Genomic DNA, 13,834 nt, shown 5'->3' with positions numbered 1-13,834 from the left:
CATGGCCCGCTCCCACACTGGATCAGTGACGGCCGCTTCTGCCTTATAGCTGCCTCTTCAACGTTGCCTAAAAATCGTCAACTGATTCTTAGCTCATCAGCACATGCGCATGCTGCTGGCAGGTACGCTGGGCACGGGCGCGCAATTTGGCGCGGCGCGGTGCATGCTGGCGACGCCATACCGGATCGCTCGGCGAGGCGGGCAGGGCGGGGAATTCTTCGGCCAGCTGGGCTTCGAGCTGGTAACGGTTGAGCAGGCGCAGCATGCCCCAGAGCATGGCCGCCGATACCAGTAACCAGCCGGAAATCATCAACAGGATATAGCTTTCAGGACTCATGGGGCCTCCTCGGCCTGCGGGCGAGAGTCGACGTGCAAACGCTGTTTGACGCTCGTCCCCTGCAGGCATTGGTCTATCACGCTGCAGGCATAGTGTTGCAGCGTCATGAATGCATTTGGCTCTGTGCCGGGCGCTTCGACGAGCGTCCACGCCAGCGGCGACTTGTGCAGGCTGTGCTGCAGGTGTTCGAGCTTGTCGGCCGGCAGGCCGTCGTCGCGATCCAGCCAGCCGTGTTCGCCGATCAGCAGCAGGCGCTCCACGCCCGCCGTGGGCAATCCCTCGAGCAGGGCGATGATCGCGTCGTAGGTGCGTTCGAATCCCTCGATGCGCAGCTGTCGGCTATTCAACACGACGATCACCGCGTCCATGCCGGCGACGCTGCGTGCCACGCTGTCGGCCTGCAGCGGCGTACCGCTCTTGGCCGCGAGGCCTGGGCGCGCGGCGATGTCGCTCGGGTCATCGACGATCACCACCACCTGCAGGCCGCGCTCCAGCAGCACGTCCTGCAGGGCATCGGTGACCCGGTCCGGCGCACCGTAGAGGGCGATTTTGTCGATGGGGCGTAGGTCGCTCATGATCGGGCTCAGGTCTGCCGTTGTTGACCGGGTTCCTGCTCGTTCGAATCACCCAGAGGCTTGACCTCGATATCGGTAATCTCACTGGGCAGTTCGCTGCTGTGCAGCGATTCGATGTGATAACGAGCCTGCTCGGGCGTCAGCACCGAGGCACCGGCCTGCACCTCGGTGGATTTCTTCTGCTTGCCAAGCCTGTAGCTGACGAGAAAGTAGTGATTTCTGGACATCCGAACCTCTTTTCGTCGTGCGCTTGTGGCGCGGGGCGGCGTGCTCGCCTGTCATGACAGCTGACTGGCCGGCGTTGCACGGCGTTCAGGTTTTTCGCCCAGCGGTACGCCGTCAAAAAAGCCAAACCTCTACCTGCTTATGGGGTCGATTACAGCAGCGCGGCGGGAGCGCTGCGCTTACTTCCTGATCGAGCAGGCTGGAGCAATCGACTTGAGTTTCTGGGACGCGGTATTGGCCACCCTGGCCAACGAATTTTCCGATCTGAGTACCCCCGAGCAGTTCACCCAGGTCACCTTGCGCCTGCTGCTGGCGGCGCTGCTGGGCGGTCTGCTGGGGCTCGAGCGCGAGACCAGCGGCAAGGCCGCTGGCGTGCGCACCCATATGCTGGTGGCCATCGGCTCGGCGATGTTCGTGCTGGTGCCGGCGCAGATGGGCGCCGAGCACGACGCCATGAGCCGGGTCATCCAGGGGCTGGTGGCCGGTATCGGCTTCCTGTGCGCGGGCACCATCATCAAGGGCGATTCGATGACCGAAGTGAAGGGCCTGACCACCGCCGCGGGTATCTGGTTGACCGCCGCCATCGGCATCACCATCGGCATGGGACGCGAAGCCACCGCGGTGCTGGCCACGCTGATGGCGCTGTTCATCTTCAATACCGTGCCGCACCTGATCGCCTGGCTGGAGAAGCGTGCGCGCTGAAGATGGGAACGTCTTCGCCCCCGTCACGCTCTCATGCACTACCTGGTGGATGAGGGGAGCCCCGTATGTTCCGCGATTTCAAGGGATGCATCGCCTGGACGGACGCCATGAAGGATGGCCAGCACTACGTTGGCCTGATCGAGTACCAGCCCAAATGCGCTGGCGCTGCCGTGCAGCTGCTCTGGGTGCCGGCCCTGGGCTCGGTGTGCGAGAGCGAGGCGGAAACCGCCGCCGACAACATGCTGCGCCAGATCCGTGACATCACCATCGACGGCGACGTGATCTACCGCGACGGCGTCGCCCTGTAGAGACCCCTCCTGCGGCGCGATCCCGCGTCGCCGCCGGGCCCTCCGGCGGATCACTGAAACTTTTGTTTTCGCCGCCCAGTCACCCGTACAGATTCAATCAACGGGAGATTCGCCACATGGCGCGTGCAATCTGGAAAGGGGCGATCAGTTTCGGGCTGGTCCACATTCCCGTGTCGCTGGTCTCGGCGACCGAATCCAAGGGCATCGATTTCGACTGGCTGGATGCACGCAGCATGGAGCCGGTGGGCTACAAGCGCGTCAACAAGGCCACCGGCAAGGAAGTCGACAAGGAGCACATCGCCAAGGGCGTGCAGGTGGAAAAGGGCCGCTACGTGATCATCAGCGAGGACGAGATCCGCGCCGCCCATCCGGAGTCGACCCAGACCATCGATATCTTCGGCTTTCTCGACGCCAAGGACATTCCCCTACAGAACATCGAGCGTCCTTACTACCTGGCGCCGGACAAGCGCGGCGAAAAGGTCTATGCCCTGCTGCAGCAGACCCTCAAGGATTCCGGCAAGGTGGCGCTCGCCAATGTGGTGCTGCACGTCAAGCAGCACCTGGCGGCGGTGATGGTCGACGGCGATGCGCTGCTGCTGGTGATGCTGCGCTGGCCAGATGAGGTGCGCGGCCTGGACACCCTGGAGCTGAGTAGCGCGGTAACCGGCGCCAAGCTCAGCAAGGGCGAACGCGACATGGCCAAGCGCCTGGTGCGCGACATGACCGTGGAGTGGACGCCTGACGAGTATCAGGACACCTTCCGCGACGAGATCATGAAACTGGTCGAGAAGAAGGCCAAGGCCGGCAAGATCGAAGACGTGGAAGGCGGCGAGCGCAAGCCGGCGAGCAAGAGCGCCGACGTCATCGATCTTACCGACCTGCTCAAGCGCAGCCTGGAAGGCAATTCCGGCAAGCCTGCGCGCAAGCGCTCGTCCAAGTGAGGTGAGCGGCCGTGAGCGACTACAACCGCAAGCGCAATTTCGAGTCCACCAGCGAACCCCGCGAGTCCGGCCGGCGCAGCCGCGCCAAGGCCGGGGCATTGACCTTCGTGGTGCAGAAGCATGATGCGCGGCACCTGCATTACGATTTTCGCCTGGAGCTGGAGGGCACCCTGAAAAGCTGGGCCGTTCCCAAGGGGCCGAGCCTCGATCCGAGCCAGAAACGCCTGGCCGTGCACGTCGAGGATCACCCGCTGGCCTACGCCAGCTTCGAGGGCAGCATCGCCGAGGGCAACTACGGGGCCGGTGACGTGATCGTCTGGGATCAGGGTATCTGGCAGCCCGAGGGTGACCCCGTGGCGGCCTATGCGGCCGGCAAGCTCAAGTTCACCCTGATTGGCGAGAAACTCAGCGGTGCCTGGACGCTGGTGCGCACGCGCCTGAAGGGCAGCGGCGACAAGCAGCAATGGCTGTTGATCAAGGAGCAGGACGACGTGGCCAGGCCGGCCGATGAATACGACATCGTCACCGCCTTGCCGGCCAGCGTGATCAGCGGCGAACTGGTGGGCGGCATGGCCAAGCCGGCTGCCAACCAGGCCGCCAAGGCCAAGGCGCGCAGCGAGGCGCCGGCCAGGGCGAGCAAGGCCAAGGCCGGCAAGGGCGCCCAGTCGGCCATGCCGGAGACCCTCTCGCCGCAGCTGGCGACCCTGGTCGAGTCGCCGCCGGCGGGGGACTGGATCTACGAGATCAAGTACGACGGCTACCGGATCATGGCGCGCGTAGAAGACGGCAAGGTGACCCTGTTCAGCCGCAACGGCCACGACTGGACGGCGCGCATGGCGCCCCAGGCCAAGGCCCTGGAAAAACTCAAGCTCGGCGATAGCTGGCTGGACGGCGAGGCGGTGGTGCTCGACGAGCAGGGCATGCCGGATTTCCAGGCCCTGCAGAATGCCTTCGACGAGTCGCGCAGTGGCGCCATCCTGTATTTCCTGTTCGACGCGCCCTGGCTGGACGGCCAGGATCAACGTCAGCTGCCGGTCGAGCAGCGCCGCGCGGCGCTGCAGAAGAAGTTGCCCAAGCGCAAGGGTCCGCTGCGTTTTTCCGACGCCTTCGAGGTCGATCACCAGAGCGTACTGGGCAGCGCCTGTGCGCTGGGCCTGGAAGGGGTGATCGGCAAGCGTGCCGGCAGCCCCTATCGCTCCTCGCGCAGCGCCGACTGGATCAAGCTCAAGTGTCGGCAGCGCCAGGAGTTCGTGGTGGTCGGCTTCAGCAAGCCCCAGGGCAGTCGCTCGGGGTTCGGAGCGCTGTTGCTGGCGGTCAACGAGGCACAGGGCCTGCGCTATGCCGGGCGAGTCGGTACCGGCTTCAACGAGGCGCTGCTCGGCAGCCTGTTTACGCGCATGAAAGCGCTGGCGCGGGACGACTCGCCGCTGCACAAGCAACCCAGCGCGGCGCAGCGCCGGGGCGTGCAATGGATCGAACCGCAGCTGGTGGTCGAGGTGGCCTTTGCCGGCTGGACCGGGGAAGGGCTGGTGCGCCAGGGCGCCTTCGTCGGCGAGCGCAGTGACAAGCCGGCCGAGCAGATCGTGAAGGAGCAAGCCGCGCCAGCGCAGGCCGTGGAGGCGGGCGCTACTGGCGACCAACCTGCCGGCAAGGCTTCCCCACGCAAGGGGCGTGAGCAGATCGGCGAGGTGTCGGTCAGCCACCCCGAGCGGGTCATCGACGCGCAAAGCGGTACCACCAAGGCGCAGCTCGCGCGCTTCTACGCCGAGATTGCCGACTGGCTGTTGCCCGATGTGCGCAACCGGCCGGTGTCCCTGCTGCGCGCGCCGAGCGGTGTGGGTGGCGAGCAGTTCTTCCAGAAGCACGCCGAGCGCCTGGCGATTCCCAATATCCGCCACCTGGATGCCGATCTCGACCCCGGTCACGACCGGCTGATGGCCATCGACAGCGTGCCGGCCCTGGTCGGTGCCGTGCAGATGGGCACCATCGAATTGCACACCTGGAATGCCGCCTATGCCAGCATCGAACGGCCGGACCGGCTGATCCTCGACCTCGACCCGGATCCGGCATTGCCCTGGCGCGCGGTACTGGAGGCCACGCGCCTGAGCCTGTCGGTACTCGACGAGCTGGGACTGGAAACCTTCGTGAAAACCAGCGGCGGCGCCGGCATGCACCTGGTGGTGCCGCTGGCCCGGCATGTCGACTGGGACACCCTGAAGGCCTTCGGCAAGGCGATCTCGCAATTCATGGCCGACCAGTTGCCGGATCGCTTCAGTGCCCGCATGGGGCCGAAGAACCGCATCGGCAAGGTGTACCTGGATTACCTGCGCAACGGCCGGGGGGCCAGCACCGTGGCCGCCTATTCGGTACGCGCGCGGCCGGGCCTGCCGGTGTCGGTGCCGATCGGTCGCGACGAGCTGGCGCAATTGCGCGACTCCAGGCAGTGGCATATCGGCAATCTGCAGCAGCGCTTGGACAAACTCGAGGGCGATCCCTGGGCCGGTTACGCCAACCGCCAGCGCATCACCCGGGCGATGTGGAAGAAGTTGGGCGCCGAGGCGCCATGAGCCCGAGAGGGCGCGCCTGCCTCGCCTCGGAAACTATGAACTTTGGCAAATGCGCCAGGTTCGGAGATAGACAGGTCGCGGCACCCCGCAGCCCCTGTCATGCAAGTCGCACTGGCGCAGGTCAGGCCAGGGCGACGTCGCAGCGCAGGGCGCCGAGCAGGTGCCGTCGGCAAACCCGCATTCAGGTACGCACTGTCGCGTACAGCCCGTGGTTCGCCACGGTGCAACAGCTTATACGCCTGCCAGGCGTGAGGAGCCCGTTTCGATGCCGTCCGCTGATCCGCAAGCCGCTTTTCTGCAAGAACCCGTTCGCTTGAGCCATGGCCAGTTGTCCCTGGAACGGGCGCTGGAATTGCCGCGCCTGGCCATCGAGGAGGTGGAGCCGCAGGTCGAACAGGGGCGCTTCGCTGCCAAGGCGATAGCCGGCGACCGGGTCACGGTCAGCGCGCTGATCTTTGCCGATGGCCACGACAAGCTGGCTGGCGAAGTGCTGTGGCGTGACGTCGGCGCCACCGACTGGCACCGCGAGCCGCTGGAAGAGCTGGGCCACGATCGCTGGCAGGCACAGATCACCCCGCAGCGGGTCGGCGAGGTGGAGTTTCTCATCGAAGCCTGGTGGGACATCTACGCCAGCTACTGCTACGAGCTGTCGAAGAAGTTCGGCGCCGGCGTGACCATCAACCTCGAACTGCAGGAAGGCCAGGCGCTGCTGCGCGAAGCCGCCGAGCGCGCCGAGGGTGACCTGGCCATGACCCTGCAGGCCCTGTGCGACGAGCTGCAGGAACTGCAGAGCCTGGATGAGCGGGTGGCGCTGTTGCTGGCCCCCGAAACCGTGGCCCTGGTACGCCGCGCCGAAGGCCACCCGCATCGCACCCGCAGTGCCACCTACCTGCTCGACGTGGAGCGCCCCCTGGCGCGCTTCGCCAGCTGGTACGAGCTGTTTCCCCGCTCGGAAACCGATGACCCGGCCCGCCACGGTACCTTCCGCGACGTGATCAGACGCTTGCCGGCGATCCAGGCCATGGGCTTCGACGTACTGTACTTCCCGCCGATCCACCCCATCGGCACCACCCACCGCAAGGGTCGCAACAACTCGCTGACGGCCGGCCCGGATGATCCCGGCAGCCCCTACGCCATCGGCAGCCCCGACGGCGGCCACGAGGCCATCCACCCGCAGCTCGGCAGCCGTGAGGATTTCGTCGCCCTGGTCGAGGCCGCCCGCGAGCATGATCTGGAGATCGCCCTGGATTTCGCCATCCAGTGCTCGCCCGATCATCCCTGGCTGCAGCAACACCCGGGCTGGTTCAGCTGGCGCCCGGACGGCACCATTCGTCATGCCGAGAACCCGCCGAAGAAGTACGAGGACATCGTCAACGTGGATTTCTACGCCAAGGATGCCGTGCCCGACCTGTGGCTGGCACTGCGCGACGTGGTGCGCGGCTGGGTGGAGCTGGGCGTGTACCAGTTCCGCGTCGACAACCCGCACACCAAGCCGCTGCCGTTCTGGGAATGGCTGATCGCCGATATCCGCAAGAGCCATCCGCAGGTGATGTTCCTCGCCGAGGCCTTCACCCGCCCGGCGATGATGGCGCGCCTGGGCAAGCTCGGCTTCACCCAGAGCTACACCTATTTCACCTGGCGCAACACCAAGGCCGAGCTGGAAACCTACCTGACCCAGCTCAACGAGGCGCCGTGGCGTGATTGCTACCGGCCGAACTTCTTCGTCAACACGCCGGACATCAACCCCTACTTCCTGCACCACAGCGGCCGCGCCGGCTTTCTGATCCGCGCTGCCCTGGCGACCATGGGCTCGGGGTTGTGGGGCATGTATTCGGGCTTCGAGATCTGCGAGTCCCTGCCGGTCCCGGGCAAGGAGGAGTACCTGGACTCGGAGAAGTACGAGATCCGCGTGCGAGACTATCAGGCGCCGGGCAACATCGTCGCCGAGATCGCCCAGCTCAACCGCATTCGCCGTCAGAACCCGGCCTTGCAGACCCACCTCGGGTTCAAGGCCTACACCTGCTGGAACGACAACATCCTGTTCTTCGGCAAACGCACCGCCGACCGCGAGAACTTCATTCTGGTGGCGGTCAGCCTCGATCCGCACAACGCCCAGGAAGCGCACTTCGAGCTGCCACTCTGGGAGCTGGGCCTGGATGACCACGCCACCACCCATGGCGAAGACCTGATGACCGGCCATACCTGGCACTGGCACGGCAAGACCCAGTGGATGCGCATCGAGCCCTGGCACCAGCCGTTCGGCATCTGGCGCATTCGCGTGGCGAGCTGAGGAAGCGGTCGATGGCACGCAGAGCCCGGCGCGGCACCTTCCTCAATGACCCGCAGTGGTACAAGGACGCGATCATCTATCAGGTGCACGTGAAGTCATTCTTCGATGCCAACAACGATGGCATCGGCGACTTCGCGGGCCTGATCGACAAGCTCGACTACATCGCCGACCTGGGGGTGAATACCCTGTGGCTGCTGCCGTTCTACCCGTCGCCGCGCCGTGACGACGGCTACGACATCGCCGAATACCGCGGCGTGCATCCGGACTACGGCACCATGGCCGACGCCAAGCGCTTTATCGCCGAAGCCCACAAGCGTGGCCTGCGGGTGATCACCGAGCTGGTCATCAATCACACCTCGGACCAGCATCCCTGGTTCAAGCGCGCCCGCGCCGCCAAGCGCGGCAGCAAGGCGCGCGATTATTACGTGTGGTCCGACGATGACCAGAAATACGACGGTACGCGGATCATCTTTCTCGATACCGAGAAGTCCAACTGGAGCTGGGACGCCGAGGCCGGCCAGTACTACTGGCACCGCTTCTACTCGCACCAGCCGGACCTGAATTTCGACAACCCCCAGGTGCTCAAGGAAGTGCTGGGGGTGATGCGCTTCTGGCTCGACATGGGCGTCGACGGCCTGCGCCTGGACGCCATTCCGTACCTGATCGAACGCGACGGTACCAACAACGAGAACCTGCCGGAAACCCACGGGGTGCTGAAGAAGATTCGCGCCGAGCTGGACGCCAAGTACCCCGACCGCATGCTGCTCGCCGAGGCCAACCAGTGGCCCGAGGACACCCAGCTGTACTTTGGCGGTGACGCCAGCGGCCAGGGTGACGAATGCCACATGGCCTTTCACTTCCCGCTGATGCCGCGCATGTACATGGCCATCGCCCAGGAAGACCGCTTCCCGATCACCGACATCCTGCGCCAGACCCCGGAGATTCCCGACAATTGCCAGTGGGCGATCTTCCTGCGCAACCACGATGAACTGACCCTGGAAATGGTCACCGACCACGAGCGCGACTACCTGTGGAACTACTACGCCGCCGACCGCCGGGCGCGTATCAACCTGGGTATCCGCCGGCGCCTGGCGCCGCTGGTCGAGCGCGATCGTCGGCGCATCGAACTGCTCAACAGCCTGCTGCTGTCCATGCCCGGCACGCCGACACTGTATTACGGCGACGAGATCGGCATGGGCGACAACATCTTCCTGGGCGACCGCGATGGCGTGCGCACGCCGATGCAGTGGTCCCCCGACCGCAATGGTGGCTTTTCCCGCGCCGACCCGGCCGGGCTGGTGCTGCCGCCGGTGATGGATCCGCTGTACGGCTACCAGAGCATCAACGTCGAGACCCAGTCCCGCGACCCCCATTCGCTGCTCAACTGGACGCGGCGCATGCTCAACATCCGCAAGCAGCATCGTGCCTTCGGCCGCGGTGCGCTGAAGATGCTCACCCCCAACAACCGCCGCGTGCTGGCCTACCTGCGTGAGGGCACCGATGTCCAGGGCAACCCGGAGCTGATCCTCTGCGTGGCCAACCTGTCGCGCGCCGCACAGGCGGTGGAATTGGAACTGTCCGCCCACGACGGCAAGGTGCCGGTGGAAATGGTCGGCGGCTCGTCGTTCCCGCCCATCGGCCAGCTCAACTACCTGCTGACCCTGCCGCCTTATGGCTTCTACTGGTTTCTGCTCGCCGAGGAGGCGCAAATGCCCAGCTGGCACGTACCACCGGTCGACCGCATGCCGGAACTGACCACCCTGGTGATCAAGAACGAACTCGGCGAGCTGCTGCAGCTGCCGGCCCGCGCGACACTGGAACAGGAGTCGCTGCCGGCCTACCTGCCCAAGCGCCGCTGGTTCTCCGGGCAGGGCGAGAACCCCGGCCAGGTCAAGCTGCTCTACGCCATTCCCTTCGGCACCGCCGAGGAGCCCTACGTGCTCAGCGAAGTCCAGGTCACTCGCGCCTCCGGGGCCAGCGAGCATTACCAGGTGCCGCTGGGCTTTGTTGGCGAGCATGACGCGGGCAGCAGCGTGCCCCAGCAACTCGCCCTGGCCCGGCTGCGCCGCGGCCGCCAGGTGGGGCTGCTTACCGATGGCTACACGCTGCCCGGCTTCGTGCGCCATGTGATGCGTCAGCTGAGCGAGCGCAGCGTGCTGGGCTGGCAGGGCAGCGAAATCCAATTCGTGCCCACCTCGCGCCTGCAGGCGTTGGGCGATCTGAGCGACGCGGAGATCAAGCTGATCTCCGCGGAACAGTCCAACAGCTCGGCGATCATCAACGAGCAGGCGGTGCTCAAGCTGGTGCGCCGCGTGTTGCCCGGCATCCATCCGGAGGCGGAGATCGGCGGCTACCTGACCGCCGCCGGCTTCGAACATATCGCGCCGCTGCTCGGTGAAGTACGCCGCGTCGACGAGCAGGGCGTGCCCCATACGCTGATGATCCTGCAGGGTTTCCTGAGCAACCAGGGCGACGCCTGGCAGTGGACCCAGAACAATCTGGAGCGCGCCATCCGCGACGAACTGGCCGGCGGGCATTCCGAGCAGGAAAGCCAGCACGGTGCGTTATCCGAACTGGAAACCTTCGCCGGGCTGCTGGGTAAACGCCTGGGCGAAATGCACGTGGCGCTCGGCCAGGCCAGCGACAACCCGGATTTCGGTTACCACGAGACGGGCGAGGCCGAGGTGGCCGAGTGGTCGCAGAACATTGCCGCCCAGGTGCGCGAAGCTTTGAAGGTGATCGCCGAAGGCCGCGGGCACCTGCCGGGTGAAGCGGCCAATCAGGCCGACTGGTTGGCGGCGCGGCATGACCAGATCATCGAGCTGGTCGACGACCTGGCGCGGCGTTCGGCAGGCGGTATCCGCATGCGCGTGCATGGCGACCTGCACCTGGGCCAGGTGCTGGTGGTGCAGGGCGATGCCTACCTGATCGACTTTGAAGGCGAGCCGACCCGCACGCTGGAGGAGCGCCGCGCCTTCTACAGCCCGCTCAAGGACGTCGCCGGCATGCTGCGCTCCTTCGACTACGCTGCCGCCATGGCCATGCGCAGTGCCCAGAGCGCCGATGTCACCGCCGAGGCCGAACAGGCCCGCCAGCATATCGCCGGGCTGTATCGCAGCCAGGCCAGAACCGCATTCAACGAAGCCTACCGGCTGGCGGCAGCCGATCTGCCCCATGCCTGGCACGACCGCGAAGGTGAAGTGGCAGCCCTGGCGCTGTTCTGCATCGAGAAGGCGGCCTACGAAATCCTGTATGAAGCGCGCTATCGTCCCGATTGGCTGGAAGTCCCGGTGCAAGGGTTGATAGAGCTGACCAAATATCTCTTGGGGAGCGGTAAACGATGAGCAATGGAGAAACCGAGCGCCAGGTGGCGGGATTGGAACGCGCCGCCGTCGAGGCCCTGATCAGGGGCGAGCATGGCGATCCGTTTTCGATTCTGGGCCCCCACGCCTTCGCCCACGGGCTGACCATCCGTGCCTACCTGCCCGGTGCCCTGGGCGTCGAGCTGATCCACGCGGTGAGCGGCGAGGTACTCGGTGCCCTGGAGCAATCCAGCGTGCCGGGGCTGTTCAGCATTCGTATCGAGCAGCAGGTGCCGTATCGCTATCGCATCCAGTGGGGCACCGGTGTGCAGGAAACCGAAGACCCCTATGCCTTCGGCCAGCTGCTCGGCGAGATGGACCTGTATCTGTTCGCCGAGGGCAACCACCGCGAACTGGGCAAGAGCCTGGGCGCCCAGTTCACCACCCACGAAGGCGTACAGGGCGTGCGCTTCTCGGTGTGGGCGCCCAACGCCCGGCGGGTGTCGGTGGTCGGCAACTTCAACGGCTGGGACGGTCGGCGCCACCCGATGCGCCTGCGCCAGCCCAGCGGTGTGTGGGAGCTGTTCATTCCGCGCCTGGCGCCGGGCGAGGTCTACAAGTACGAGATTCTCGGCCGTGACGGCCTGCTGCCGCTCAAGGCCGACCCCATGGCCCTGGCTACCGAGTTGCCGCCGGCTACCGGCTCGGTGGTGTCGGCGCCCTTGCAGTTCGACTGGCACGACGATCACTGGCTGCAGCAGCGTCAGGCCCAGCAGGGCTACCAGGCGCCGATGTCGATCTACGAACTGCATGCCGGCTCCTGGCGCCGCGAGGGCGGCGAGGATGGTCGCCTGCTGAGCTGGCGGGAGCTGAGCGAGCAGCTGATTCCCTACGTGCAGCAGCTGGGCTTCACCCATATCGAGCTGATGCCGATCATGGAGCACCCGTTCGGTGGCTCCTGGGGCTATCAGCTGCTGTCGCAGTTCGCGCCCACCGCGCGGCATGGCAGCCCGGCGGACTTCGCCGCCTTCGTCGACGCCTGCCACCAGGCCGGCATCGGCGTGATCCTCGACTGGGTGCCGGCGCATTTCCCCACCGATGCCCATGGCCTTGGCCAGTTCGACGGTACCGCGCTGTACGAGTACGCCCACCCGTTCGAGGGCTTCCACCAGGACTGGGATACCTACATCTACAACCTGGGCCGCACCGAGGTGCACGGCTTCATGCTGGCCTCTGCGCTGCACTGGCTGCGCACCTACCATATCGACGGCCTGCGCGTGGACGCCGTGGCGTCGATGCTCTACCGCGACTATTCGCGCAAGGACGGCGAGTGGATTCCCAACCGTTTCGGCGGCCGCGAAAACCTGGAGAGCATCGACTTCCTGCGCCACCTCAACGACGTGGTTACCCAGGAAGTGCCCGGAGCCCTGGTCATCGCCGAGGAATCGACCGCCTGGCCAGGGGTCAGCCGGCCGACCCAGGAAGGTGGCCTGGGCTTTTCATACAAGTGGAACATGGGCTGGATGCACGACAGCCTCAAGTACGCCGCCGAGGACCCGCTGCATCGCCGCCATCACCATCACCAGCTGACCTTCGGCCTGCTGTACGCCTTTTCCGAGCATTTCGTGCTGCCGATCTCCCACGACGAAGTGGTGCACGGCAAGCGCTCGTTGCTCGACAAGATGCCCGGCGACCGCTGGCAGAAATTCGCCAACCTGCGCCTGTACCTGAGCTTCATGTGGAGCCACCCGGGCAAGAAGCTGCTGTTCATGGGCTGCGAGTTCGGCCAATGGCGCGAGTGGAACCACGACCACGAGCTGGACTGGTACCTGCTGCGCTACGGCGAGCACAAGGGCGTGCAGCAGCTGGTCAGCGATCTCAACGGCCTGTACCGCCACGAGCCGGCGCTGCACCAGCTCGACGGCAACGCCGAGGGCTTCGCCTGGCTGATCGGCGATGACGCCACCAACAGCGTGTTCGCCTGGCTGCGTCACGATCGCAGCGGTGCACCGCTTCTGGTGGTGCACAACTTCACCCCCGAACCGCGCAACGGCTATCGCATCGGCGTGCCAAAAGGGGGCGCCTGGCACGTGCTGCTCAACAGCGATTCGGAGCGCTACGCCGGCTCCAACGCCGGCAGCCAGGGCGGGCTGTTCAGTGATGCGGTGGCCAGCCATGGTCAGCCGCAGTCGCTGAGCCTGGATCTGCCGCCATTGGCCACCCTGGTGATCAAGCCGCAGTGAGGCGAACAGGGGTGGGCCGATGATGGCGGCCCACCCCGGCGGCTCTGCAACAGCGGTTTTCGAGCTCGATCACCGTGAGTCCTTTCCTGGCGCCCGAGCGTGATAACCACCCTTTGAGCTGCCGCCTGGCAGCGCGGGCACAGGTGTCGCCGGTCGCTGAATCCACCGATGCGCGGTCATTGCGGGCCTGCTCGTGCAGTGCGGCGATTACGGCTCTTCGAGCGGATTCTGTTCGTCGCTGCCGGCGGCCCCTCGCGATCATTGCCACGGCCAGGCAGCCAAGCGCGGCAAATAATCGCGCACGGCAGCGTACCCCCGTTGTCAGAGGCTCAAGCCTGTTCATT

10 protein-coding genes are annotated in these 13,834 nt (G+C 65.7%); 7 read left to right on the top strand and 3 right to left on the bottom strand.

The window, feature by feature from the left end; genetic code table 11:
- Positions 1-88: 88 nt before the first annotated feature.
- From K8U54_RS01430 to K8U54_RS01420, 3 genes are read right to left on the bottom strand one after another with little or no spacing between them, the layout of a single operon-like run.
- The gene (locus K8U54_RS01430) at positions 89-337 is read right to left on the bottom strand and encodes a hypothetical protein (RefSeq protein ID WP_249908551.1); all 249 of its coding nucleotides are present in this window, start codon (positions 335-337) and stop codon (positions 89-91) included.
- A complete protein-coding gene (locus tag K8U54_RS01425; protein ID WP_249908550.1) occupies positions 334-912 on the bottom strand; it encodes an NAD(P)H-binding protein in 579 nt (192 codons plus the stop codon). The genes K8U54_RS01430 and K8U54_RS01425 overlap by 4 nt, the downstream gene beginning before the upstream one ends.
- Before the next feature lie 8 nt (positions 913-920).
- Positions 921-1,139, bottom strand: a complete 219-nt coding sequence (locus K8U54_RS01420) for a hypothetical protein (protein WP_070887050.1) — start codon at positions 1,137-1,139, stop codon at positions 921-923.
- A gap of 211 nt (positions 1,140-1,350) precedes the next feature.
- Between K8U54_RS01420 and K8U54_RS01415 the strand changes: the two genes are divergently transcribed.
- The 7 genes from K8U54_RS01415 (at position 1,351) to glgB (ending at position 13,490) form a co-directional block, all read left to right on the top strand.
- A complete protein-coding gene (locus K8U54_RS01415; RefSeq protein WP_434059975.1) occupies positions 1,351-1,839 on the top strand; it encodes an MgtC/SapB family protein in 489 nt (162 codons plus the stop codon).
- Positions 1,840-1,904: 65 nt separating this feature from the next.
- Positions 1,905-2,147 (top strand): hypothetical protein, encoded by a 243-nt coding sequence (locus K8U54_RS01410; protein ID WP_070887049.1) that lies wholly within the window; start codon positions 1,905-1,907, stop codon positions 2,145-2,147.
- 116 nt (positions 2,148-2,263) lie between these two features.
- Positions 2,264-3,088, top strand: coding sequence for a Ku protein (locus K8U54_RS01405; protein WP_249908549.1), 825 nt, complete (start codon positions 2,264-2,266; stop codon positions 3,086-3,088).
- Positions 3,089-3,099: 11 nt separating this feature from the next.
- Entirely contained in the window at positions 3,100-5,655 is a 2,556-nt protein-coding gene (gene ligD / locus K8U54_RS01400; RefSeq protein WP_249908548.1) for a DNA ligase D, read from the top strand.
- Positions 5,656-5,920: 265 nt separating this feature from the next.
- On the top strand, positions 5,921-7,945 hold the full coding sequence (locus tag K8U54_RS01395) for an alpha-1,4-glucan--maltose-1-phosphate maltosyltransferase (RefSeq protein WP_249908547.1): 2,025 nt from the start codon (positions 5,921-5,923) through the stop codon (positions 7,943-7,945).
- Between the two features lie 11 nt (positions 7,946-7,956).
- The gene (treS, locus tag K8U54_RS01390; RefSeq protein ID WP_249908546.1) at positions 7,957-11,289 is read left to right on the top strand and encodes a maltose alpha-D-glucosyltransferase; all 3,333 of its coding nucleotides are present in this window, start codon (positions 7,957-7,959) and stop codon (positions 11,287-11,289) included.
- Complete coding sequence (gene glgB / locus K8U54_RS01385) at positions 11,286-13,490, top strand: 1,4-alpha-glucan branching protein GlgB (RefSeq protein WP_249908545.1); 2,205 nt, start codon at positions 11,286-11,288, stop codon at positions 13,488-13,490. Before treS ends, glgB begins: the two co-directional genes overlap by 4 nt.
- The last annotated feature ends 344 nt before the right edge of the window (positions 13,491-13,834 follow it).

The sequence above is a fragment of the Pseudomonas fulva genome (assembly GCF_023517795.1).
Taxonomy (GTDB): domain Bacteria; phylum Pseudomonadota; class Gammaproteobacteria; order Pseudomonadales; family Pseudomonadaceae; genus Aquipseudomonas; species Aquipseudomonas fulva_D.
This window is presented reverse-complemented; position numbering and strand designations above follow the sequence as displayed.

Excerpts from the sequence above, each read along its gene's own strand:
- K8U54_RS01395 (WP_249908547.1), top strand. The coding sequence starts at position 5,921 with ATGCCGTCCGCTGATCCGCAAGCCGCTTTTCTGCAAGAACCCGTTCGC.
- K8U54_RS01420 (WP_070887050.1), bottom strand. The coding sequence starts at position 1,139 with ATGTCCAGAAATCACTACTTTCTCGTCAGCTACAGGCTTGGCAAGCAG.
- K8U54_RS01405 (WP_249908549.1), top strand. The coding sequence starts at position 2,264 with ATGGCGCGTGCAATCTGGAAAGGGGCGATCAGTTTCGGGCTGGTCCAC.
- glgB (WP_249908545.1), top strand. The coding sequence starts at position 11,286 with ATGAGCAATGGAGAAACCGAGCGCCAGGTGGCGGGATTGGAACGCGCC.
- K8U54_RS01425 (WP_249908550.1), bottom strand. The coding sequence starts at position 912 with ATGAGCGACCTACGCCCCATCGACAAAATCGCCCTCTACGGTGCGCCG.
- treS (WP_249908546.1), top strand. The coding sequence starts at position 7,957 with ATGGCACGCAGAGCCCGGCGCGGCACCTTCCTCAATGACCCGCAGTGG.
- K8U54_RS01410 (WP_070887049.1), top strand. The coding sequence starts at position 1,905 with ATGTTCCGCGATTTCAAGGGATGCATCGCCTGGACGGACGCCATGAAG.
- K8U54_RS01430 (WP_249908551.1), bottom strand. The coding sequence starts at position 337 with ATGAGTCCTGAAAGCTATATCCTGTTGATGATTTCCGGCTGGTTACTG.